The organism is Stappia sp. TSB10GB4, assembly GCF_900185745.1.
Taxonomy (GTDB): domain Bacteria; phylum Pseudomonadota; class Alphaproteobacteria; order Rhizobiales; family Stappiaceae; genus Stappia.
The window spans coordinates 1-21,564 of record NZ_FYAV01000072.1; the positions used below are offsets into that span (position 1 = coordinate 1).

At 68.5% G+C, this 21,564-nt stretch carries 22 protein-coding genes; 6 read left to right on the top strand and 16 right to left on the bottom strand.

What is annotated here, in order from left to right:
* Together TSB10GB4_RS23710 and TSB10GB4_RS20625 are read left to right on the top strand one after the other, a co-directional pair.
* Positions 1-198 (top strand): hypothetical protein (locus TSB10GB4_RS23710; protein WP_208984910.1); only part of this gene is annotated, 198 nt, incomplete at its 5' end.
* A gap of 647 nt (positions 199-845) precedes the next feature.
* A complete protein-coding gene (locus TSB10GB4_RS20625) occupies positions 846-2,816 on the top strand; it encodes a M23 family metallopeptidase (protein ID WP_186397268.1) in 1,971 nt (656 codons plus the stop codon).
* Between the two features lie 102 nt (positions 2,817-2,918).
* On the opposite strand, the gene clpB is transcribed toward TSB10GB4_RS20625, so the two are convergent.
* The 6 genes from clpB to TSB10GB4_RS20655 all read right to left on the bottom strand — a co-directional run bounded on the left by clpB (position 2,919) and on the right by TSB10GB4_RS20655 (position 12,576).
* Positions 2,919-5,519, bottom strand: coding sequence for an ATP-dependent chaperone ClpB (gene clpB, locus TSB10GB4_RS20630; RefSeq protein ID WP_186397269.1), 2,601 nt, complete (start codon positions 5,517-5,519; stop codon positions 2,919-2,921).
* A 236-nt stretch (positions 5,520-5,755) separates the two neighbouring features.
* A complete protein-coding gene (locus TSB10GB4_RS20635; protein ID WP_371328923.1) occupies positions 5,756-6,631 on the bottom strand; it encodes a DUF4167 domain-containing protein in 876 nt (291 codons plus the stop codon).
* A gap of 300 nt (positions 6,632-6,931) precedes the next feature.
* Positions 6,932-7,807: a peptide chain release factor N(5)-glutamine methyltransferase gene (gene prmC / locus TSB10GB4_RS20640; protein WP_186397270.1), complete on the bottom strand. Its 876-nt coding sequence runs from the start codon at positions 7,805-7,807 to the stop codon at positions 6,932-6,934.
* Positions 7,808-7,815: 8 nt separating this feature from the next.
* Positions 7,816-8,889 carry a peptide chain release factor 1 gene (prfA, locus tag TSB10GB4_RS20645; protein WP_186397271.1) on the bottom strand — a complete coding sequence of 358 codons (1,074 nt, stop codon included), beginning with the start codon at positions 8,887-8,889 and terminating at the stop codon, positions 7,816-7,818.
* Positions 8,890-8,972: 83 nt separating this feature from the next.
* Positions 8,973-11,240 carry a phosphoenolpyruvate--protein phosphotransferase gene (gene ptsP, locus TSB10GB4_RS20650; RefSeq protein ID WP_186390166.1) on the bottom strand — a complete coding sequence of 756 codons (2,268 nt, stop codon included), beginning with the start codon at positions 11,238-11,240 and terminating at the stop codon, positions 8,973-8,975.
* 85 nt (positions 11,241-11,325) lie between these two features.
* Positions 11,326-12,576, bottom strand: coding sequence for an aspartate kinase (locus TSB10GB4_RS20655; RefSeq protein WP_186397272.1), 1,251 nt, complete (start codon positions 12,574-12,576; stop codon positions 11,326-11,328).
* A 167-nt stretch (positions 12,577-12,743) separates the two neighbouring features.
* Between TSB10GB4_RS20655 and ubiG the strand changes: the two genes are divergently transcribed.
* Together ubiG and TSB10GB4_RS20665 are read left to right on the top strand one after the other, a co-directional pair.
* Entirely contained in the window at positions 12,744-13,508 is a 765-nt protein-coding gene (ubiG, locus tag TSB10GB4_RS20660; protein ID WP_186390168.1) for a bifunctional 2-polyprenyl-6-hydroxyphenol methylase/3-demethylubiquinol 3-O-methyltransferase UbiG, read from the top strand.
* 36 nt (positions 13,509-13,544) lie between these two features.
* Positions 13,545-14,243, top strand: coding sequence for an alpha/beta fold hydrolase (locus TSB10GB4_RS20665; protein WP_186397273.1), 699 nt, complete (start codon positions 13,545-13,547; stop codon positions 14,241-14,243).
* A gap of 12 nt (positions 14,244-14,255) precedes the next feature.
* On the opposite strand, the gene TSB10GB4_RS20670 is transcribed toward TSB10GB4_RS20665, so the two are convergent.
* The 3 genes from TSB10GB4_RS20670 to TSB10GB4_RS20680 all read right to left on the bottom strand — a co-directional run bounded on the left by TSB10GB4_RS20670 (position 14,256) and on the right by TSB10GB4_RS20680 (position 15,644).
* The gene (locus tag TSB10GB4_RS20670; protein WP_186397274.1) at positions 14,256-14,732 is read right to left on the bottom strand and encodes a VOC family protein; all 477 of its coding nucleotides are present in this window, start codon (positions 14,730-14,732) and stop codon (positions 14,256-14,258) included.
* A 90-nt stretch (positions 14,733-14,822) separates the two neighbouring features.
* Positions 14,823-15,176 carry a DUF1428 domain-containing protein gene (locus TSB10GB4_RS20675; RefSeq protein WP_186397314.1) on the bottom strand — a complete coding sequence of 118 codons (354 nt, stop codon included), beginning with the start codon at positions 15,174-15,176 and terminating at the stop codon, positions 14,823-14,825.
* Positions 15,177-15,242: 66 nt separating this feature from the next.
* Positions 15,243-15,644 carry a VOC family protein gene (locus TSB10GB4_RS20680; protein ID WP_371328924.1) on the bottom strand — a complete coding sequence of 134 codons (402 nt, stop codon included), beginning with the start codon at positions 15,642-15,644 and terminating at the stop codon, positions 15,243-15,245.
* A 140-nt stretch (positions 15,645-15,784) separates the two neighbouring features.
* Here TSB10GB4_RS20680 and TSB10GB4_RS20685 point away from each other — a divergent pair, with 140 nt between their 5' ends.
* Positions 15,785-16,234, top strand: a complete 450-nt coding sequence (locus TSB10GB4_RS20685; RefSeq protein ID WP_186385903.1) for a MarR family winged helix-turn-helix transcriptional regulator — start codon at positions 15,785-15,787, stop codon at positions 16,232-16,234.
* Between the two features lie 21 nt (positions 16,235-16,255).
* Here TSB10GB4_RS20685 and TSB10GB4_RS20690 read toward each other — a convergent pair whose 3' ends face one another.
* From TSB10GB4_RS20690 to TSB10GB4_RS20705, 4 genes are all read right to left on the bottom strand, one after another.
* Positions 16,256-16,756 (bottom strand): DUF1178 family protein, encoded by a 501-nt coding sequence (locus tag TSB10GB4_RS20690; protein WP_186397276.1) that lies wholly within the window; start codon positions 16,754-16,756, stop codon positions 16,256-16,258.
* Positions 16,753-17,619 (bottom strand): carbon-nitrogen hydrolase family protein, encoded by an 867-nt coding sequence (locus tag TSB10GB4_RS20695; RefSeq protein ID WP_186397277.1) that lies wholly within the window; start codon positions 17,617-17,619, stop codon positions 16,753-16,755. The genes TSB10GB4_RS20690 and TSB10GB4_RS20695 overlap by 4 nt, the downstream gene beginning before the upstream one ends.
* Positions 17,620-17,657: 38 nt before the next feature.
* Positions 17,658-17,927, bottom strand: coding sequence for a glutaredoxin 3 (grxC, locus tag TSB10GB4_RS20700; protein WP_186397315.1), 270 nt, complete (start codon positions 17,925-17,927; stop codon positions 17,658-17,660).
* Between the two features lie 128 nt (positions 17,928-18,055).
* A complete protein-coding gene (locus tag TSB10GB4_RS20705; protein ID WP_244570988.1) occupies positions 18,056-18,913 on the bottom strand; it encodes a ComF family protein in 858 nt (285 codons plus the stop codon).
* Positions 18,914-19,094: 181 nt separating this feature from the next.
* Between TSB10GB4_RS20705 and TSB10GB4_RS20710 the strand changes: the two genes are divergently transcribed.
* Complete coding sequence (locus TSB10GB4_RS20710) at positions 19,095-20,021, top strand: methyltransferase domain-containing protein (RefSeq protein WP_186397320.1); 927 nt, start codon at positions 19,095-19,097, stop codon at positions 20,019-20,021.
* A 15-nt stretch (positions 20,022-20,036) separates the two neighbouring features.
* Here TSB10GB4_RS20710 and TSB10GB4_RS20715 read toward each other — a convergent pair whose 3' ends face one another.
* From TSB10GB4_RS20715 to TSB10GB4_RS20725, 3 genes are read right to left on the bottom strand one after another with little or no spacing between them, the layout of a single operon-like run.
* Positions 20,037-20,252, bottom strand: coding sequence for a Flp family type IVb pilin (locus tag TSB10GB4_RS20715; RefSeq protein WP_186385907.1), 216 nt, complete (start codon positions 20,250-20,252; stop codon positions 20,037-20,039).
* Positions 20,253-20,307: 55 nt separating this feature from the next.
* Positions 20,308-20,706 carry an 8-oxo-dGTP diphosphatase MutT gene (gene mutT / locus TSB10GB4_RS20720; RefSeq protein WP_186385908.1) on the bottom strand — a complete coding sequence of 133 codons (399 nt, stop codon included), beginning with the start codon at positions 20,704-20,706 and terminating at the stop codon, positions 20,308-20,310.
* Positions 20,703-21,554 (bottom strand): N-acetyltransferase, encoded by an 852-nt coding sequence (locus TSB10GB4_RS20725; protein WP_186397279.1) that lies wholly within the window; start codon positions 21,552-21,554, stop codon positions 20,703-20,705. The genes mutT and TSB10GB4_RS20725 overlap by 4 nt, the downstream gene beginning before the upstream one ends.
* Between the last annotated feature and the right edge of the window lie 10 nt (positions 21,555-21,564).

Here is a 21,564-nt window from a genome sequence, read left to right on the forward strand (position 1 = left end):
CCTCACCAAAAAAAATCAAACCAAACCAAAAAACCAATCCAAACCACCAAACCAACTTGGGGAAAACATACCCAACAAACACACAAACCAAAACAATATCAATTACATAACAATATGCACAGGAGAGGCGACAAGGCTAGCGGCGGCACCTTGCGATCCGAAGCCTCACCGCCAAAACCGGCAGAACCGGCCCTTTGAAGCAACTCGGCCGCCCCGCAAGCCCCGCTTTCGTGTCATCCGGACGTCATCCTCCCTCCATCCCCCTGCCCTCCCCGGCGCCCATCGTCGGCGCCCCATCATCGGCGCGCCGGCAGCACACGCCGCTTGAAGCACGGCCCCGAAGCACGTTCCTGAAGCACACGAGCGGCACGGCTTCTAACGAGCCCCCGCGCGCAAATGCGCTCCGTGCCTGCGCGGACGGGCACGGGAGACAGCGCGGCGGCGGGCGCCGAGCGGCCAATTCCCGTCACATCGCGAATTGTGGCAAGGTCGCGTCACAAATACGCCAGATTGCTCTTGTCCTTCGGGGTTCCTATGATGCCGCCTGCGCCGCTCCGGCCACACCGGCTCGACCAGCGCCTTTGACTGGCTTTGGCCTGGGCGCGCGGGGCATGGTTGGATGCGCGGCTCTTTCTATTGCCGGGCACTGCCGGACACTGTCTGGCCGAGGCCGGGGGCCTGTTCGGCAGGCCTTCCGGGGCAAGCAGGGATCGCGTCGAACGCCGGGGCAGGCGAGATCGCGAGACGCAGGGACGGGCCGGCAACGGCCTGCAAGAACGAAGGCAGTTGCGGGCCGGTGCCGACGGGCGTCGGCCGCAGGGACCGAGCACGACGAGAAGGACAGGATGCATCTCGGCGCGACACACCGCACCTCGCCGGACCTTGGCGATGAGCCGCCCCTCATGGTCTACGACGAGCGCGACCAGTTGCCGGATCGGCGCCGGGTCAGCTTGCGATGGCTTACGGGCTCGGTCCTGACCGGCCTGACCTCGGTCACGCTGATGGGCGGAGCCCTGTTTGCCGCGCTTGACGGCCAGTACAAGGTCTCGGCGGCGCCCTCGCGCGGCGACCAGCCGGAAGTCACCGCCTCCAGAACCGTCGGCGGCAGCGGCTCCGCCAAGGGCGACCGCGTCATCCGGGCCGCCGCGCAATATTCCAACCGGCATGTCATCCCGGTCTCCACCGTCAACCGCATCGACGGACGCGATCACATCAAGCTGAGGCCCTATGCGCTGGTCACCGCCACGCTTGCCACGCGCGCCTCGCGCGAGACCTCCGAGAACATCCCGCCCTTCAACCCGCTCCAGCTTTTCTCCGATGCCAACGTCATCCCGGCCCGCGCCGTCAGCGATGCGCTCTACGATGCCCGCGTCGAGGGCGAGGTGACGATCAGCACCCGCGACTTCCCGCTCGACAACCCGCTCGCGACCGCCGACAGCGGCTATGAGGAACTGGAGATCGAGCAGTTCGTCCGCCAGTCGGCCCGCTTCCTGGCCGGCAATTCGGTCGACGAGGCCAGCGGACCGGTGATCGATCCGGGCCGCTTCGACTTTCATCTGGCCCAACAGCCCGAACTGTCCCGCCTCAGCGTGCGGATCACGCCGGAAAACGTCTCCTTCATCTCCAAGAGCGAGACCTCCGACATCTATGCCGGCATGGAAGAGAAGATCGTCCCGGTGAGCGGCGAGGAGAGCTTCCAGGACGAGCTGATGGCGAATTACGCGACCGAGGAGGACGCGGCCAGCATCGTCGACGCCTTCGTTCGCGAATACGGCATCGAAAAGCTGGAAATGGGCCAGCGCCTGCGCATCGCGCTCGCTCCCAGCCCGGACGAGGCCGGCCGGCTGCAGCCGCAGCGCGTCAGCCTCTATGCCGACACCGAGCACCGCGCCACCATCGCCCGCTCGGATACGGGGGAGTTCGTCGCGGCCCAGGCGCCCGACACGTTCCTGGCCGATGCCTTCGCCGAGGCTGATCGCGTCGGCTATGCCGGAACCACTCCGACGATCTACGACAGTCTCTACCAGACCGCGCTCGAACAGGAGATGCAGCCGGAGATGATCACCGATCTGGTCCGGATCTTCTCCTTCGACGTCGACTTCAAGTCGCGGGTCAAGCCGGGCGATTCCTTCGAGGTCTTCTACGGCCTGGAGCAGAATGCCGACAACGTTCCGGCCGAGATCCTCTACACGGCCCTGACCACCCGCAGCACCATGCATCGGTTCTACCGGTTCCGCACGCCCGACGACGGGCAGGTCGACTTCTATGACGAGACCGGCAAGAGCGCGAAGAAGTTCCTGATGCGCAAGCCGCTGTCGGGCGGCCAGTTCCGCTCCGGCTTCGGCATGCGCCGCCACCCGATCGTCGGCGTCATGAGGCTGCATAGCGGCGTCGACTGGTCCGCCCAGCGCGGCACGCCGATCATGGCGGCGGGCAACGGCGCCGTCACCAAGGCGCGATGGGTCTCCGGCTATGGCCAGCGCATTGAGCTTCAGCACGCCAACGGCTACGAGACCACCTACAGCCATCTGACCAGCTTCGCCGAGGGCATCCGCGAGGGCGTCAAGGTCAACCAGGGCCAGATCATCGGCTATGTCGGCTCGACCGGCCTGTCGACCGGCCCGCATCTTCACTACGAGGTCAAGGTGAACGGCCGCTTCGTGAACCCGATGCGCATCCGCCTGCCGCGCGGACGGGTGCTCGAAGGCGACCTGCTGGCCGCCTTCCATCGCGAGCGCGAGCGCATCGATGCCCTGGTCGAGCGGGCCGCCGGCCCCTCGCGGATTGCCTCCGCCTCGGCCGCCGCCATCAACTGACGGGACGAAACGGTCTGACAGGGCGACCTGGCCCGCAGGGCAGAAGACAGAAAGCCCGGGCATCGCTGCCCGGGCCTTTGTCTTTCGGCAGGTGCGAACGGATCAGGCCGCCGCGCTTTCCGATGTCGCCACTTCGAACAGCAGCCGATCCGACCCGGCGGTGGCGACGACCGACTGTCCGTCGGCGACCCGTCCGGCCAGGATCATCTCGGCCAGCGGGTCCTGCACCTCGCGCTGGATCACCCGCTTCAGCGGCCTTGCGCCATAGGCGGGGTCGTAGCCCTTCTCGGCCAGCCAGTCGCGGGCGCCGGCATCCAGGTGCAGGCCGATCTTGCGGTCGGCGAGCAACTTCTCCAGCCGCTTGAGCTGGATGTCGACGATTGCCGCCATCTGCGAGCGCTGCAGGCGGTGGAACAGGATCTGATCGTCGAGCCGGTTGAGGAATTCCGGCCGGAACGACGCGCGCACCACCGCCATCACCTGGTCGCGCACCGCGGAGGAATCCTCTCCCTCCGGCTGGGCCACCAGATACTCGGCGCCGAGATTCGAGGTCAGCACGATCAGCGTGTTGCGGAAGTCGACCGTCCGGCCCTGACCATCGGTCAGCCGCCCGTCGTCGAGCACCTGCAGCAGCACGTTGAACACGTCGCCATGGGCCTTCTCGATTTCATCGAACAGCACGACCTGATAGGGCCGCCGCCGCACCGCCTCGGTCAGCGCACCGCCTTCCTCATAGCCGACATAGCCGGGAGGCGCGCCGATCAGCCGGGAGACCGAGTGCTTCTCCATGTATTCCGACATGTCGAGGCGGACCATTGCCGTCTCGTCGTCGAACAGGAACTCCGCCAGCGCCTTGGTCAGCTCGGTCTTGCCGACACCGGTCGGCCCGAGGAACAGGAACGAGCCGATCGGCCGGTTCGGATCCTGCAGGCCGGCCCGCGCCCGGCGCACGGCGGTCGAGACCGCATGCACCGCTTCCTGCTGACCGATGACGCGCCGTGCCAGCTCGTCCTCCATGCGCAGCAGCTTCTCGCGCTCACCTTCCAGCATCTTGTCGACCGGAATGCCGGTCCAGCGCGACACCACATGGGCGACATGGTCGGTGGTCACCGCCTCCTCGACCATCGCCCCATCGGCACCGCCCCTCGCCTCGACATCGGCCAGGGCCTTTTCGAGCCCGGGAATGACGCCATAGGCGAGTTCGCCGGCCTTGGCGAGATCGCCCCGGCGCTGCGCCTTTTCCAGATCGATGCGGGCCTGGTCGAGCTGCTCCTTCAGCTTCTGCTCGGACGACAGCTTCTCCTTCTCGCCCTGCCAGCGGGTGGTCAGTGCGTCCGATTCCTCTTCCAGGTCGGCAAGTTCCCCTTCGAGCTTGTCGAGCCGGTCGCGGGCCGCCGGATCGGTCTCCTTCTTCAGCGCCTCCCGCTCGATCTTGAGCTGGATGATCCGCCGGTCGAGCTCGTCCAGTTCCTCCGGCTTGCTGTCGACCTGCATGCGCAGGCGGCTCGCCGCCTCGTCGACCAGGTCGATCGCCTTGTCCGGCAGGAACCGGTCGGTGATGTAGCGGTTGGACAGGGTCGCCGCCGCCACCACCGCCGAATCGGTGATCCGCACGCCGTGATGCAGCTCGTATTTCTCCTTGATGCCGCGCAGGATGGAGATCGTGTCCTCCACCGTCGGCTCGTCGACGAAGACCGGCTGGAAGCGCCGCGCCAGCGCCGCGTCCTTCTCCACATACTTGCGGTACTCGTCGAGCGTGGTCGCGCCGACGCAGTGCAGCTCGCCGCGCGCCAGCGCCGGCTTCAAGAGGTTGGAGGCGTCCATGGCGCCGTCCGCCTTGCCGGCGCCGACCAGCGTGTGCATCTCGTCGATGAACAGGATGATGCCGCCAGCCGCCGCCTGGACCTCGGACAGAACCGCCTTCAGGCGCTCCTCGAACTCGCCGCGATACTTCGCGCCGGCGATCAGCGAGCCCATGTCGAGGGCAAGCAGCTTCTTGTCCTTCAGGCTCTCCGGCACATCGCCGTTGACGATCCGCAGCGCCAGGCCCTCGGCGATCGCCGTCTTGCCGACGCCCGGATCGCCGATCAGCACCGGATTGTTCTTGGTGCGGCGCGACAGCACCTGCATGGTGCGGCGAATCTCGTCGTCGCGGCCGATCACCGGGTCGAGCTTGCCGTCGCGGGCGACCTGGGTCAGGTCGCGGGCATATTTGTTCAACGCGTCGTATTGCCCCTCGGCCGAGGCGGTGTCGGCCTTGCGCCCCTTGCGCAGGTCGTTGATCGCCTCATTGAGCCGCACCGGCGTGACGCCACCCTCGGCGAGCGCCTTGCCGGCGGAGCTGTCCTTGACGATCGCCAGCGCGACCAGCAGCCGCTCCACGGTGACATAGGAATCGCCGGCCTTGTCGGCGAGCTTCTCCGCCTGGTCGAAAACCTGGGCAAGGGCGGGCGAGAGATAAAGCTGCCCGCTGCCGCCCGAAACCTTCGGCAAGGCGGCGAGCGCCTTCTCGGTCGCGGCAAGCACATCGCGCGAGCGTCCGCCCGAACGGTCGATCAGGCCCGCCGCCAGCCCCTCCGGGTCGTCCAGCAGGACCTTCAGAAGATGTTCGGGCGTAAACTGCTGATGGGACTGCCCGAGCGCCAGGGTCTGCGCCGACTGGACGAACCCGCGCGCCCGCTCCGTGTATTTCTCGAAATCCATGATGACCTCCAGATCCGACAGCCCCCCGCAGCAAGGCCGCCTTTTCGGAATGCGGACCCGTACCGGCATCCGCACGGCCCGACGAGGGCCGCACCCACCATATAGTGTTGCATTTCGAGCACAAAAGAGGGGGGCATTGCGGATCCGGCGCCCGACAGCAAAAAGGCCGCGGAGCGTGCCGCGGCCTTGTCGCTGTGATGTTCGGCGCAGGGGCTCGCCGCAGATCCGTCCTGGGATCAGGCGTCCGTCGGCGCCGCCTCCGCCTCGGCCGGCTTGCGGCTGCGCGGCGCGCGGCGCGCCCGCGGCTTCTTGTCCTCCGGCGTCTCGACGGCAACCTCGGCCTCCGCGGCGGCGGAATGCTCGACGCCGTTCATTTTCTCGTCGGGCGCTCCGGCCTCGCCCTGGGCGGTGCGGTTGCGACGCAGTCCGCGTCCGCGTGCGCCGCGAACCCGGCGGCGTCCCCGGTCGTCGGCATCGCCATCCGCATCGCCTGCATCGTCCTCTGCCTCGGCCTCTGTCGGCTGGCCGGGGAACGACTTGGTGTTGAGGACCGGAATGTCGTCGACGAACGGCTGCGGTGCGTCCACCGGCATGACCGGCTTCGCCGAAGCCTGCGCTCCCCCATCACGGTCACGGTCCCGATCGCGATCCCGCTCGCGGCGGTCGGCGCGCTCGGTGCGCTCATTGCGCTCCTCAAGCTCCTCCGCCTCGTCCTCCGCTTCGTCGCCGCGCGGCAGGACCACCGGCTGATGCATGCTCTGCTGTGCCGCGGCAATGATCCGCAGGTAGTGTTCCGCATGCTGGAAGTAGTTTTCCGACATGACGCGATCACCGGCTGCCGACGCGTCGCGGGCGAGCTGCTGATACTTCTCGGCCACATGATGCGCCGTTCCGCGGATCTTGACGTCGGGACCGTTCGATTCATACGTCCGCGAAAGCGGATTCGGTCCCTTGCGGCCACGGCCGCGGATGCGCTTGTTGCTCTGATTTCCTGGTCTCATTCTGCCGTTAACTCTCAAGAACGGCGACCGGCAGATCCGGTCAGGAGTCCGGCTCTCGGGGAGCCGGCGCCATGAAACGCAACCGCACGAAGCCGGTGTTGCGTGGGCCAATCAAGAGACCTTCAGCGGACGGCGAAACGGCACATGCCGCTCAATCCCGCTTGACTCTAAGGGTTCATCTTGAACAGACCGGTGCCGAGTGATCCCGGGACCCTGCGGTCCTTCGGGCATCCTTGCCGACGGTGAGTCCCGTCATGCGATGCGAGATCTGGCCGGAACGAAAAGCCTCGATAACTTTCGAACTGCCCACCCGTGGCTTTTAACGCCACCCCCGTCGGGTCTCGGCGAGGTGAACCTAGCCCGTTCCGTCCGGTTTTCCAAGCGTCTTTTTTACAAGCCCCGGATCTGCCGCTATTTTGCAACACAGCGTGCCCGCAAAACCCTGTCGCGTCCGGCAAGGTCTTGAAATATCCCGATATCGTCGAATCCCGCCGACCGTGCCAGTGCCGCAACGGCAAGCACCTGGGAGGCGCCGATCTCCAGAAACACCGGCGCGAATCGGACAAGACGCTCCCGCGCCTGCGGCAGGATCACCCGATAGGCATCGAGCCCGTCCTCGCCGGCAAACAACGCCGCGCGGGGATCGTACTGCCGCACCTCCCGGGACAGGCCGGACTCTTCCGCGAGGGAAATATAGGGCGGATTCGAGACAAGGAAATCCATCGTCTGCCCCAGCATTGCGGCGAAGTCGCCCCGGCAGGCGAGAAATCGTGCTCCGACGCCGTTCTGCCAGGCGTTGTCTCGCGCGGTCGCCAGCGCCCCCGGTGCCATGTCGGAGGCCACCGCCACGGCCTTCGGCAGCTCGCTCAGCAAGGCCACGGCGATCACCCCGCTGCCCGTGCCGAGATCGGCGAAGCGGTACGGATGATCCCGTCCCTTCCCCTCGTCGCACCAGGCCAGCACCGCCTCCACCAGCCGTTCGGTATCGGGGCGCGGCTCCAGCACCTCGCGCGACAGGGCGAAGGGGAGCCCCCAGAACTCGCGCGCACCCAGGATCCGCCCGACCGGCTCGCCGGCGACCCGCCGGGCGATGTGGCTGTCCACCAGAGCCAGCGCCGCCTTCGTCACCTCGCGCTCGGGATCGGTGAGAGGCACGGCCGGCTCGACACCGGCGGCCGCGGCCACCAGCAGGCGCGCATCGAGAGCCGCCGTCGCAACGCCCGCCTCGGCAAGGCGCGCCCGCGCCTCGCGGCACAGCGTACCGAGCCGCCGATCACGCGAGTTCAAGCTCGAGCTCACAGCCCTTCCGCCGCCAGCAGGGTCGCCTGGTGGTCGAGCGCCAGAGGCTCGATCACGTCGTCGAGCGCCTCGCCGCCGATCACCTCGGGCAGCTTGTACAGCGTCAGGCCGATCCGGTGGTCGGTCACCCGCCCTTGCGGGAAGTTGTAGGTGCGGATGCGCTCCGACCGGTCGCCCGATCCCACCTGCAGGCGGCGGGCCTCCGTCCGTTCGCTCGCCAGCCGGGCGCGTTCCTCGTCGAAGATGCGGGCGCGCAGGAGCTGAAACGCCTTCGCCTTGTTCTTGTGCTGCGAGCGCTCGTCCTGCACGGCGACGACGATGCCGGTCGGCATATGGGTGATGCGCACCGCCGAGTCGGTGGTGTTGACGTGCTGGCCGCCGGCGCCGGAGGCGCGGAACGTATCGATCCGCAGATCGGCATCGTTGATCTGCACATCGACATCCTCGGCCTGCGGCAACACCGCCACCGTCGCCGCCGAGGTGTGGATGCGCCCGCCCGATTCGGTCTCGGGCACCCGCTGCACCCGGTGCACGCCCGATTCGAACTTCAGCCGGGCGAAGACCTGGTCGCCGGCAACGGACGCAATCACTTCCTTGAAGCCGCCGACCTCACCCTCGCTCGCCGACAGGATCTCGACCTTCCATCCCTTCAACTGGGCATAACGCTGGTACATGCGGAAGAGATCGCCAGCAAACAGCGCCGCCTCGTCGCCCCCCGTTCCGGCCCGCACCTCGAGAATGACGTTGCGGTCGTCCGCCACGTCCTTGGGCAAAAAGCCGATGCGCACCGCCTGCGCCAAGGCCTCGACGCGTTCGCGCAAGTCGTCCAGTTCGGTCTCGGCAAGCTCGCGCATCTCCGCGTCGGCGGCCGGGTCGGTCAGCATCGCCTCGACGCCCGCCAGTTCCGCCTCCGCCTTACGCAGCGCGGTGATGCGCGCGGCCAGCGGCTCCAGTTCGGCATAGTCGCGCGCCAGCCGGACATAGGTTTCCGGGTCCGGATTCTGGGTCATCCGGTATTCCAGTTCGGCGACGCGCGTCAGCAGCGCATCCAGTTTGTCCGCCGGGATCATGGCGTTGCGATCCTCAAGATTCGGAAAAAGAAGGCCCTTGCGGGCCGGAGCAGGCCTGGCGCGCAGGGTCGCTGGCAGGCTCGCTACAAGGCGACATCCGTATCGGAGGCAAAGCGCCGCAGGAAGCCGCGGATATCGGCGGCGGCCGCCGGCTCGTCCAGCCTCGGCAGCAGGCGCGCGGCGAGGCGGCCGACATCGAGGGTGCGGACCATCGCCTTCACCGGTCCCAGCGCCGAGGCCGACATCGACAGATGGCGATAGCCGAGCGCGGCGAGCGCCATCGCCTCCAGCGGCCGACCGGCGATCTCGCCGCACACGGTCACCGGCGTGGCATAGGCATTGGCCTTGTCGACGATATGTTTCAGCGCCCGCAGGAAGGCCGGGCTCATCGTGTCGAACCGGCCGGCGACCCGGGTGTTGCCCCGGTCGACGGCGCTGAAGAACTGGAACAGGTCGTTCGAGCCGATCGAGACGAAATCGACCGCCTGATAGAGTTCGTCGAGCTGATACAGCAGCGACGGCACCTCGATCATCACGCCGAGCATCAAGCGCTCGGGCACCGGATAGCCGTGCCGGCGCAGATGCTTCAGCTCCCGCTCCACCACACCGCGCGCCTTGTGGAACTCGGCGACCTCGGTGACCATCGGGAACATCAGCTTCAGGTCGCGGCCGGACGCGGCATGCAGCAGGGCGCGGACCTGGGTGCGCAGGATGCCCGGCCGGTCGAGGCCGAAGCGGATCGCCCGCCAGCCCATCGCCGGGTTTTCCTCCTGGATCGCCCGCAGATAGGGCAGCACCTTGTCGCCGCCGATGTCGAGCGTGCGGAAGGTCACCGGCCGCCCGCCGGCCGCATCCAGCACCTGCCGGTAATAGTCGCGCTGCTCGCTCATCCTGGGGAAGGCGGAGGCGACCATGAACTGCAACTCGGTGCGGAACAGGCCGACGCCGCTCGCCCCCGATTCCGCCACGGCCGGCAGGTCGACCAGGAGGCCGGCATTCAGTTGCAGCGAGATGTCGATGCCGTCGCGGCTGATCGACGGCTTGTTGCGCAGCCGCCGGTATTGCGCCTGGCGGCGGGCACGGAAGCGCACCTTCTCCGCATAGGCGTTCTCGATATCGGGCGCCGGGCGCAGATGCACCTGGCCGCTTTCGCCATCGACGATGATCGGGTCGCCGGTTTCCGCAAGGCTGACGAGATTGTCCGCAAGCCCGACCGCGGCAATGCCGAGCGCCCGCGCGACGATGGTGACGTGGCTGGTCGGGCCGCCCTCCTCCAGCGCGATCGCGCGGATGCGCTCGCGGCCATAGTCGAGCAGTTCCGCCGCGCCCATGTTGCGGGCGATGATCACCGCGTCCTGCGGCAGGGTTTCCGACAAGGGCCCGTGCTGGCGGCCCATCAGCTCGCGGATCAGCCGATGCGCGAGGTCATCGAGATCGTGCAGCCGCTCGCGCAGATAGGGGTCGGTCTGGCGCAGCATGCGCGCCCGCGTGTCCGACTGCACCTTCTCCACCGCCGCCTCGGCGGTCAGGCCGTTGTTGATCGCTTCCTCGATCTTGCGGATCCAGCCCCGGTCATGGGCGAACATCCGATAGGCCTCGAGCACGTCGCGATGCTCGCCATGCTGGGCGAAGTCGCCGGAATTCAGCAGATCGTCGAGCGAGATCCGCAGCCGGTTGATCGCCCGCTCCAGCCGCTCCAGCTCGACGCCGGCATCCTCGGCGATCAGGTTGGTGACCACGACGCGCGGCTCGTGCAGCACCACATGGCCAAGGCCGACGCCGTCGGACAGCGCCACGCCCTGGAAGTGCATCGGCCGGGTCAGGTCGAGCTTGGTGCCCTGCTGGACGATGGCCTCCAACTCGCCGGCGGCGACCATCTCGGCGATCACCATCGCCGTGGTCTGCAGCGCCTCCACCTCGTCCTCGAAATAGGTCCGGTGCGACTGGTTCTGGACGACGAGCACGCCGAGCGTCCGCCCCGCGCGCAGGATCGGCACGCCGAGGAAGGAGTTGTAGGCCTCCTCGCCGGTTTCCGGGCGATAGGCGAAGGCGGGATGCGCCTGGGCGTTGGGCAGGTTGAGCGGCCGGGCATCGGCAGCGATCAGGCCGACCAGACCCTCGCCGACCTTCAGGCTGGTCTTGTGGACCGCGTCGCGGTTGAGGCCCTCGGTGGCGTAAAGCTCGAGCACGCCGTCGGCGCGCAGGATGTAGACGGAGCAGACCTCGGCCACCACATTGGCCGCGATCAGCACCACGATCTTGTCCAGCCGCTCCTGCGCGTTGATCGGCTCCGCCATGACCTCGCGGAGGCGCCGCAACAGTACGCGCGGCCCGGCGAGAGTGCTCCGCATCACCCGTCAGATCCTTTCCGCACCACCGTCAGGGGCCAGCGGGCCCGAAGGCCCGCATCGCGAGGCGGCAGGTGCCGCGGATCGCTTACCCGTCCAAATCGTATAGCGAATGGAGAGTCCGCACCGCAAGCTCGGTATAGGCGGAATCGATGAGAACCGAGATCTTGATCTCCGACGTCGTGATGGCGCGGATGTTGATCCCCTTCTCGGCGAGGCCCTGGAAGCAGCGCGCAGCGATGCCCGCATGCGAGCGCATGCCCATGCCGATTACCGACACCTTGACCACGTCGCGCGCACCCTCGATCGCCTGGTAGCCGATCAGTTCCTTCTTGTCGCGCAGCACCGCGAAGGCGCGGTCGTAGTCGCTCTCCGGCACCGTGAAGGTGATGTCGGTGGTGCGCCCGTCCGGCGAGATGTTCTGGACGATCATGTCGACATTGATGTTGGCATCGGCCAGCGAGCCGAACACGGCGCTGGCGACGCCGGGCTTGTCGGCCACGTTGCGGATGGAAATCTGCGCCTCGTCCTTCGCGAAGGCGATGCCGGTTACCACTTGCTGTTCCACGATCTCGTCCTCGTCGCAGATGAGTGTGCCCGGGGGCAGGCCGCCCGCGCCGAGCTGCGGCGCATCCGGGTCGTCGAAGCTGGAGCGCACGAAGGTGCGCACGCCGTGAACCATGGCCATCTCGACCGAGCGCACCTGCAGCACCTTGGCACCGAGCGAGGCCATCTCGAGCATTTCCTCGAAGGCGATGCGCTCAAGGCGGCGGGCGCGCGGCACGATGCGCGGGTCGGTGGTGTAGACGCCGTCCACATCCGTGTAGATGTCGCAGCGGTCGGCGCGGATCGCCGCGGCCAGCGCCACCGCGCTGGTGTCGGAGCCGCCGCGCCCGAGCGTCGCGATACGGTTGTCGGGGGCGACCCCCTGGAACCCGGCGACCACCGCCACCTGGCCCTTCTCGAGCCGCTCGATCAGCCGGTTGCCGTCGATCTCGGTGATGCGGGCGGCGCCGTGCTGGGCGTCGGTCTTCAGCGGGATCTGCCAGCCCTGCCAGGAGCGGGCCTCGACGCCCATATCCTGCAGCACGATGGCGAGAAGGCCGCTCGTCACCTGCTCACCCGACGACACGACCGCGTCATATTCGCGGGCATCATGCAAGAGCGACGCCTCGCGGCACAGGCCGACCAGCTTGTTGGTCTCGCCCGCCATGGCGGAGACGACCACCGCCACCTGATGGCCGGCATCGACCTCCCGTTTCACATGCCGCGCCACGTTGCGGATGCGTTCGAGATTTGCGACGGAGGTTCCGCCGAACTTGAGAACCAGACGGGCCATGGGCTGTGTTATGTCGTCTTCGAGAAGGTGAGCGTCGGCCGCCGGAACAGCGGGCCGGATCGGGCGACATCCATACAGACTGCGGCCCGCCGCCGCAACTGCCACGCTTGACAAAGCGCCTGCGACAATCGACCAAACCTGCAAGGGAAACCCGAAAGGACAGCAGCATGAGCGCCGCACAGACCGGAGCCGGCGGAGCCGGCAGCACCGTTGACGACGCCGAGGTCGCCCGCTTCTCGGCGATGGCCGCAGAATGGTGGGACCCGGCCGGCAAGTTCCGCCCGCTGCACAAGTTCAATCCGGTGCGCCTTGCCTATATCAAGCGCCAGGTCAGCGCCCATTTCGGCCGCGACGAGAAAGCCGCCGATGCCTTTTCCGGCCTGCGCCTGCTCGACATCGGCTGCGGCGGCGGCCTGCTCAGCGAGCCGATGGCCCGGCTCGGCGCGCAGGTCACCGGCGCCGACGCCTCGGCGACCAATATCGAGGTGGCGAAGATTCACGCCGCCGGCTCCGGCCTTGCCATCGACTACCGCGCGACGACGGCCGAGGCGCTGGCGGCGGCGGGCGAGCGCTTCGACGTCGTCCTCAACATGGAGGTGGTCGAGCATGTCGCCGACGTGCCGCTCTATCTCCGGGCCTGCGCGCAATTGGTGAAGCCCGGCGGGCTGATGTTCGTCGCAACGATCAACCGCACGCTGAAGGCCTATGCGCTGGCGATCGTCGGGGCGGAATATGTCCTGCGCTGGCTGCCGCGCGGCACCCACTCCTACGAGAAGCTGGTGCGCCCGCAGGAGCTGCTGGAGCCATTGGCGGCGGCGGGGTTGCGGGAGGTCGAGCGCTGCGGCGTCTCCTTCGATCCGCTGCGCGACCGCTGGCAGGAGACCTCCGACACCGACGTCAACTACATGATGCTGTTCGCGCGCCCCGCCTGACACCCCCCGCCTGATACGGCACCGCAGGAGACCCCGATGGATCCGCTCGTCCTTGTCCCCGGCCTGCTCTGCACCGAGGCGCTCTACGCCCCGCAGATCGGCGAACTGGCCGGCGCCGGCGCCGCCATTTCGGTCGCCGATCACCGCCAGGACGACACCATCGCGGCGATTGCCACCCGGCTGCTGGCGGCGGCGCCGCCGCGCTTTGCCCTCGCCGGCCTGTCGATGGGCGGCTATATCGCAATGGAAGTGATGCGCCGGGCGCCGGACCGGGTCACACGGCTGATGCTGCTGGACACCTCCGCGCGCCCCGACAGCGCGGAGCAGACGGCGAACCGCCGCCGCCTGATGGCGCTGGCCGACAGCGGCCGCTTCGACCAGGTGACGCCCGCGCTGTTTCCCCTGTTCGTCCATGAAGACCGGCAGGAGGACGTGGCGCTGCGCGAGATCGTCACGCAGATGGCGGCCGCGACCGGACCGCATGCCTTCATCCGCCAGCAGAGCGCGATCCTCGGCCGGCCGGATTCGCGCCCCTCCCTCGCCGCCATCGCCTGTCCGACCACCATCGTCGTCGGCGATGGCGACCGGCTGACGCCGCCGGAGCTGGCGCGCGAGATGCGGGAGCTGATCCCCGGCGGCCGTCTGGAAGTGGTGGCCGGCGCCGGACACCTGCCGACGCTGGAGACGCCGGGCGCCGTCACCGCCGTTATGCGCGGCTGGCTCGGCGCCGTCTGACCGGCGCCCGCCTTATCGGGCCGCTGCCGCGGCCTCGAGCCCGGCAATGTCCATCTTGACCATGGTGAGCATGGCTTCGGCGACGCGCTTGGCCACCGCCGGATCCGGATCGTTCATCAGCTCGGTGAGCCGGCGCGGCGTGATCTGCCAATAGAGGCCCCAGCGGTCGCGCAGCCAGCCGCATTGCTGGATCTCGCCGCCGTCCGAGAGACCGTCCCACAGCCGGTCGACCTCCGCCTGATCCTCACATTCCACCATCACCGAGAACGTGTGGTTGAAGGCCCAGGGCGCCTCCGCCTCGATCGCCCGGTAGCGTTGGTCGCCGAGCCGGAAGGCAGCGATCTTGACGCTGCCGGCCGGTCCCGCGGGAGACTCCGCCGGCAGCGCCGACGTCCACTCGACGGCCGATCCGGGAATCAGCCGGGTATAGGTTTCAAGCGCTCCGGCCATGTCGGCCTGGAACCACAAATGCTGGATAATGCTTGCCATCGTTTTCTCCTCCCCCACCTTGCGCCCCTTTCCCGCGGCTTGCGCCCGCACACCCGCCGGCATGCGGGCGCAAGCCGCTTGTCGAAGCTCTCAAGCGTCGAGGATCGGCGCGAACCCGCCGAAGATCATCCGCTTGCCGTCAAAGGGCATGGTGTCGCCCATCTCCTTCATGCGCGGATCGCTCATCATCTTCTGCACGGCGGCATCCCGCACCTCCTTGGACGGGTATTCGATCCAGCTAAAGACGACGATCTCGTCTTCCGTCGCTTTCACCGCCCCGCGAAAGTCGGTGACCTTGCCGTCCGGCACGTCATCGCCCCAGCACTCGACCACCCGCGTGGCGCCGAACTCGCGGAACAGCGGGGCGGCCTTCGCCGCCAGTTTCAGATAGCTCTCCTTGTTCGCCGCCGGCACCGCGACGACGAACCCATCGACATAACCCATCGCAACCATTTCCGTTCTCCCGATCCTTGGTGAGTTGAGGGACAGCACAGTCCAAAGTCCGTGTGCCTATGTCTGTTCCAGCGCCGCCGGATCCATCCACAACAGCTCGAAGACATGACCGTCCGGATCCTCGCAGCTCCGGCCATACATGAAGCCGTAATCCTGCGCCGGGCCGGGATCCGCCCGGCCGCCGGCGGCGACCCCGGCCGCCACCAGCGCATCGACCTCGTCGCGGCTGCCGAGGGACAGGGCGAACAGGCCCTGCACCTGAGTGCGGGCGTCGATGATCTGCTTGTCGATGAAGTCCGAGAAGCGCGCATGCGTCAGCAGCATCACCACGACACTGTCCGAATGGACCATCGCCGCCGCCCGGTCGTCGGAGAACCGCATGTCCTGCGTTGCGCCCAGCGCCTCCTGGAAGCGGATGGCAGCCGCAAGGTCCGTCACCGGCAGGTTGAGAAACATCATTTTCGACACGCGACTCTCCCTTTTCGCATCTGGCCCGTCCGCTCTGCCCGGTCTTTCCTGCGAAAAACCGCCCTGTGAAAAACAGCAGGCAGGCCAGCGGTCGGCCTTGACAAAAAGGTTGATATCAACATAATTCGATCATGTCAAACCGCCTTCCCTTCGAAACGACCATCGAGGTCCGCGACACCTGCCTGTGCCTGCATGCGCAGCGGGCGGCGCGGGCGCTTGCGCGCCGCTTCGACGAAGCGCTGAAGCCCTTCGGCCTCACCAACGGACAGTTCTCGCTGCTGATGTCGCTGAACCGGCCGGACCCGCCGCCGCTTGGCCCGGTCGCGGCTCTGCTCGCCATGGACCGTACGACGCTGACGGCGGCGCTCAAGCCGCTGGAGCGCAACGGCCTGGTTGCCTCCCGTCCCGACCCGAAGGACCGGCGCAGCCGCCTGCTGATCCTCACCGACAAGGGCCACGAGACCCTGATCGCCGCGGTGCCGGTCTGGCGTTCGGTCCATGCGGAGATCGACGCGGCGCTGCCCGGCGGCGGACCCGATCAGGCCCGCGCCCTGCTGGGCGTTCTGGGACACATCAGATAGCGGGAGACAGGCGGACGGCCGTCAGTTGCGGTCCTCGGGCAGCACCGGCAGCGGCATCACGGCGATGCCCTCCTCCAGCAACTCGCCGATGTCCTCGCGCGAGGCGGCGCCATAGATGCCGCGCGCTTCCGTCTCGCCGTAGTGGATCTTGCGCGCCTCTTCCGCAAACGCCTCGCCGACATTCTCCGCATTCGCAGTCAGTTCCGCCCGCAATGCCCGGAGCTTTTCGATCAGCGCAGCCTGATCCGGTGAGCGCGGGGCGGCAATCGCCGGCACCTGCGCAGGCTCTGCCCCCACGACCGCAGCCGTCTGTTGCACGGAAGCCGCCACCTTCTCGGCCCGCGCCTCCCTGCTGCGCGAGGTCGAGACCGCCGGCGCCATCAAGGCCTTGTCGACTTCGCTGCCGCCGCAGAACGGACAGGACAGCAGCCCGCCCGCCTTCTGGCGGTCGAAATCCTCAAGTCCGCGGAACCAGCCCTCGAAGGCATGGCCGGCCTTGCAGGAGAGCGCGTAACGGATCACTCGACCGCCTCCGCTTCGCGCAGTCCGGCAAGCGAGAACTTGCGCTGGTTGGCAATGGCGGGGATCCGCCGGCGCGCCTCGTCGGCTTTCTCCAGGTCGAGCACGGCCAGCGCATAGCCCGGCGCGTCGCCGTCGACTTCGGCGATCACCTCGCCCCAGGGCGCGACGATCAGGCTATGGCCATAGGTCTCGCGCCCGTCCTCGTGGCGGCCGCCTTGCGCGGCGGAGACGACGAAGGCGCCGTTCTCGATCGCCCGCGCCCGCTGCAGCACGTGCCAATGCGCCTCGCCGGTCTGCCGGGTGAACGCCGCCGGGCCGGTCAGCACCCGCGCCCCCGCCCCCGCCTGGGCGCGAAACAGCGCCGGGAAGCGGATGTCGTAGCAGATGCCGAGGCCGATCAGCGTGCCGGCGGCCGGCACCACGACCGCCTCCTCCCCCGGCTGATAGGTCGCCGATTCGCACCAGCTCTCGCCGTTGGGCAGATCGACGTCGAACATGTGGATCTTGTCGTAGCGGGCAAGCGGCACCCCGTCGGTGCCGAACAGGAAGCCGCGATTGGCGGCCCTGTCCACGCCGGTGCGGATCGCCAGCGAGCCGATATGCAGCACGATCTGCAGTTCGGCTGCTATCGCCGCGAAGACCGCCACCGAAGGATCTTCCCTCTCGGCCCGGATCTTGACGAACAGATCCTCCCGGCTGCGCTCCAGCAGGTTGGTCATTTCCGGCGTCTGGATATAGGTCGCGCCCGCCGCCGCCGCCTGGCGGATCAGCGTCGACGCGGCGTCGATATTGGCCGCAACGTCCCGCCCGCTGCGCATCTGGATGACGGCCGCGACGAGTGTTCCGCTCTCTGCCTTGCCCATGACGTCCGCCCCGTTTCCGTTCTCTGCCGCGATCCGGCTCAGGCCGCGGCCAGCAGCGCGTCGAGCCGGCCGGCCCGCTCCAGCGCCATCAGGTCGTCGCAGCCGCCCACATGGGTCTCGCCGATGAAGATCTGCGGAAATGTCGTCCCGCCGCGCCCGGTGCTGGCCCGCTGGATCATCTCCCTGCGCAGCTCCGGGCTATAGGTGGCATCATATTCGCGGAACGCCACCTGCTTCTTCTGCAGGAGCTGCTTGGCCATCGCGCAATAGCCGCACATATGCCGCGTATAGATCTCCACTGTCATGATTTCCGTCCTGCCGTTCCCATGTCGCGCGCCGGCCTCCCCACATGCGAAGCCGGCGTCCTTTCTGCATATATTGACCATTGCCCGCTCGCCGCAAGACGTCAACGCGCGTCACCACCCCAACCTCGGCCTCAGCCGAGCGGCGCGTCGGCGCCGGCATGGGCGAACACCAGCACATCGACCGCCGTCGCCCCCTCGCGCAGCAGCGTCCGGGTTGCCGCGCCGACCGTCGCGCCGGTCGTATAGACATCGTCGACCAGCACCACCCGCCGCCCGGAGATCGCCATCAGCCCCTGCGGCGTCACCGCGAAGGCGCCGCTGACATTGCGCGCCCGCGCCGCCGCGTCCAGCCCGACCTGCTGCCGGGTGCGCTTGCGCCGGACCAGCGCCTGCGGCAGCACCTCGACCCCTCCGGCACGGCCGATCTCGCGGGCCAGCAGGCCGGCCTGGTTGTAGCGCCGGCTCCACATCCGCAGCCGGTGCAGCGGCACCGGCACCAGCAGCGGCGGCCCGGCCTCGCCGGCGCGCGGCGCCAGCAATTCGCTTCCCGTGCGCGCCATCCAGCGCCCCATCGCGCCGGCACTCGACGGCCGGTCGTGATATTTCAGCCGCGCCACCAGCACCCGCGCCGGCCCCTCATAGGCCGCCACCGCCCGCAGCCGCTCGAAGGCCGGCGGCCGGGCGATCGCCTGCGGCGACAACGCGCCCGGTCCAAGGTCATAGGCAAAGGGCAGGCCGAGACGCTCGCACCAGGGCGGGGCGAGAAACGGCATGCGGCTCCAGCAGGACGGGCACAGCGTCTGCTCCACGCCGACAATCGCGTCGCAGGCAAGGCAGGTCGGCGGCAGCAGCAGGTCGAGCAGCCGCCGCCCGGCCGCCGCCAGCACCGGCATCGCCGCGCCGATCCCGCCGCGCCGCGCCGCCGCGTCACCGCCCGCCAGCGTGTTTGCCAGTGTGTCCGCGACTGTGTCCGCGATTGTGTCCGCCATCCCGTCCCCCGGAGGATCGCTGGAAGATGCCGTGCAAGCCCCGGCCAGTGAACAGCTACGGCGTGAAAAATGCAATCGAGACGCGAACCCGCGCGCCGCCCTTGATCCCGCCCCCCTGCCGGCGCTACCTGTGGCGCGCGCCGTCATCGGGACGGCCGGCAAGGGCGGAAGTGGAAAAACCGTGGCAGAGACCGAGCGACCTGAGATCTTCGACCGGCGCCTGCTCGCGCTGCGCCGCGCCCGCGCGCTCGCCCGCCTTGCGACCTCCTCGGGCGATGCCGACTTCCTGCTTGCCCATGCCGCCGCCGACCTCGGCGAACGGCTCGCCGCGGTCAGCCGCGACTTTCCGCTCGCCCTCGATCTCGGCGGCCATCGCGGCCATGTCTCGACGGCCCTTGCCGCCTCCGGCCGGGTCGGGACGGTGCTGCGCGCCGACCTCCTGGTCGAGGACCGCTCGGTGCCGGGCGCCGCGCTCGTCGCCGACGACGCCGTCCCGCCCTTTGCCGATGCCTCGCTCGATCTCGTCGCCTCGGCCCTGTCGCTGCATCTCGTCAACGACCTGCCCGGCGCCTTGATCCAGATCCGCCGGGCGCTGCGCCCGGACGGCCTGTTCCTCGCCAACCTGCTCGGCGGCGACACGCTGTTCGAGCTGAAGGACGCCTTCCTGCTGGCGGAGCTGGAGACCCTGGGCGGCGCGACCCCGCGCGTTGCACCCTTTGCCGACACCCGCGCGCTCGGCGCCCTGCTGCAGCGCGCCGGCTTCGCCCTGCCGGTCGCCGATGTCGACCGCCTGACCGTGCGCTATGGCGACATGTTTGCCCTGATGCGCGATCTCAGGGCGATGGGCGCGGCCAATATGCTGGCCGACCGCAGCCGCAAGCCGCTGCCGCGCGCGACCCTCGTACGGGCGGCGCAGATCTATGGCGAACGCCATGCCGATCCGGACGGGCGGATCCGCGCGACCTTCGATCTCGTGTCGCTGTCGGGATGGGCGCCGCACGAAAGCCAGCAGAAGCCGCTGAAGCCGGGATCGGCAAAGGCGAGCCTTGCCGACGCACTCTCGGCAATCGAAGCGGAGCGTGGGGGCAAGGCCCCCCGTTCGGACTAGGCTCAGGACCTTAGGTCAGATATTGGCGAGCGCGGAGGCGACCACGGCGAACACGTTGTCGCCGAGCACGCCCTGGATGCTCATCAGGGCGCCGATGATGGCAAAGGACACCAGGCCGACGATCAGCCCGTATTCGATGGCGGTCGCGCCCGCCTCGTCGCGGCGCAGGGTGCCGGCCAGATCGACGACCTGATCGCCGCGCTCGCGCAACTTGTCGATTCGTGCCTGCATCTGCCGCGTCCCGTGCTTCCTGCCTCTCCGGTGGCGGCTGCGGATCCTCCGCTTGTCAGGACAGATCGATCAGATGCGGAATCAGGGGCTCGTCCGCCGGCGGCATCGGATAGTCCCGAAGCCGCACCGCCCTCACCCACTTGATCGCCTGACCTTCCCGGCCCGCCACCGTGCCCGACCACCGTCGGCATACGAAAAGTGGCATGAGCAGGTGAAATTCCTCATAAGCGTGGCTGGCGAATGTGAGCGGTGCGAGGCACTCTTTCTTAACCGTGATGCCGAGTTCCTCGGCCAGTTCACGGATCAAGGCCTCCTCCGGGCGCTCCCCCGGCTCGACCTTGCCGCCGGGAAATTCCCAAAGCCCGGCCATCGCCTTGCCCTCGGGTCGCTGGGCGATCAGTACCCGGTTGTCGGCATCGAGCAGCGCGCAGGCCGCGACGATCAGAAGTTTCATCCGCTTCCCCGTTCCGTTTCGGGACGCTGCCGCAAGACTTTGCTCACCATGCGGGGAGCTTCCCCCGGCAGCCGGTAGTGATAGCCATAGCCCTGGCGAAAGCCGAGCCGCCGGTACAGCGCCCGCGCCGGCGCGTTTTCCGCCGTCACCTGCAACCAGGCCAGCCGGCAGCCGCGCGCCTGTGCCTCGGCGAGGCAGCGGCGAACCAGGCGGGCGCCAAGCCCCTGCCCGCGGGCATCGGGCCGCACCGCCAGATCGTAGATGCCGAGCAGCCCGCGATCGACCACGGCCACCACGACCCCGCTCGCGGCTCCCGCATCGTCCTCGGCCCGGAAGGCCAGCCGCTCCACCGCGACCCGGCCAAGGGCCTCGGCGAGCCGCTGCAGGGCGACGCTTGCCACCGTCTCCGGCCGCGTGCCGCCCACCGCCGCGAACCCGTCCATGAAGGCGGCGAGATCGACCGCGCGGATGTCGTCGGGGCCGCCGGCTCCAGCTTCCGCCCCGTCCACCTCCCGCAGCCACACATCGGTGTCGCCGCTGCGGGGCCAGCCCTCGCTGTCGGCGATCGCCGCCAGCTCCGGTGGCGTCAGGGGCGTATGGCGCAGGTGAAAGGGAACCCCGTTGCGGGCAAAGACCGCCCGCATCTCGGCCAGCCGCCGGCCGGCGCTGCCCCCGTCGCGCGGATCCATCACGTTGAGCGAGTTCACCCGCCGCGCCGGATTGCCGGGCGACAGCCGCGCCACCCAGGCCCCGTCGACGACGCTGCGCTCGCTCGGAAAGCTGTTGAGATTGGCTTCCTCGATGGCCTTCAGCGTCGCAAGGTCGAGGACAGGCGCGCGGTCCGCCATGCGGGCACCC

Excerpts from the sequence above, each read along its gene's own strand:
- TSB10GB4_RS20655 (WP_186397272.1), bottom strand. The coding sequence starts at position 12,576 with ATGGCCCGTCTGGTTCTCAAGTTCGGCGGAACCTCCGTCGCAAATCTC.
- TSB10GB4_RS20675 (WP_186397314.1), bottom strand. The coding sequence starts at position 15,176 with ATGGGTTATGTCGATGGGTTCGTCGTCGCGGTGCCGGCGGCGAACAAG.
- TSB10GB4_RS20695 (WP_186397277.1), bottom strand. The coding sequence starts at position 17,619 with ATGGGCAAGGCAGAGAGCGGAACACTCGTCGCGGCCGTCATCCAGATG.
- TSB10GB4_RS20680 (WP_371328924.1), bottom strand. The coding sequence starts at position 15,644 with ATGATGTTTCTCAACCTGCCGGTGACGGACCTTGCGGCTGCCATCCGC.
- TSB10GB4_RS20715 (WP_186385907.1), bottom strand. The coding sequence starts at position 20,252 with ATGCAGGCACGAATCGACAAGTTGCGCGAGCGCGGCGATCAGGTCGTC.
- ptsP (WP_186390166.1), bottom strand. The coding sequence starts at position 11,240 with ATGCGGAGCACTCTCGCCGGGCCGCGCGTACTGTTGCGGCGCCTCCGC.
- TSB10GB4_RS20670 (WP_186397274.1), bottom strand. The coding sequence starts at position 14,732 with ATGGCAAGCATTATCCAGCATTTGTGGTTCCAGGCCGACATGGCCGGA.
- TSB10GB4_RS20685 (WP_186385903.1), top strand. The coding sequence starts at position 15,785 with ATGTCAAACCGCCTTCCCTTCGAAACGACCATCGAGGTCCGCGACACC.
- mutT (WP_186385908.1), bottom strand. The coding sequence starts at position 20,706 with ATGAAACTTCTGATCGTCGCGGCCTGCGCGCTGCTCGATGCCGACAAC.
- TSB10GB4_RS20665 (WP_186397273.1), top strand. The coding sequence starts at position 13,545 with ATGGATCCGCTCGTCCTTGTCCCCGGCCTGCTCTGCACCGAGGCGCTC.
- TSB10GB4_RS20705 (WP_244570988.1), bottom strand. The coding sequence starts at position 18,913 with ATGGCGGACACAATCGCGGACACAGTCGCGGACACACTGGCAAACACG.
- prfA (WP_186397271.1), bottom strand. The coding sequence starts at position 8,889 with ATGATCCCGGCGGACAAACTGGATGCGCTGCTGACGCGCGTCGCCGAA.
- TSB10GB4_RS20725 (WP_186397279.1), bottom strand. The coding sequence starts at position 21,554 with ATGGCGGACCGCGCGCCTGTCCTCGACCTTGCGACGCTGAAGGCCATC.
- ubiG (WP_186390168.1), top strand. The coding sequence starts at position 12,744 with ATGAGCGCCGCACAGACCGGAGCCGGCGGAGCCGGCAGCACCGTTGAC.
- TSB10GB4_RS20625 (WP_186397268.1), top strand. The coding sequence starts at position 846 with ATGCATCTCGGCGCGACACACCGCACCTCGCCGGACCTTGGCGATGAG.
- clpB (WP_186397269.1), bottom strand. The coding sequence starts at position 5,519 with ATGGATTTCGAGAAATACACGGAGCGGGCGCGCGGGTTCGTCCAGTCG.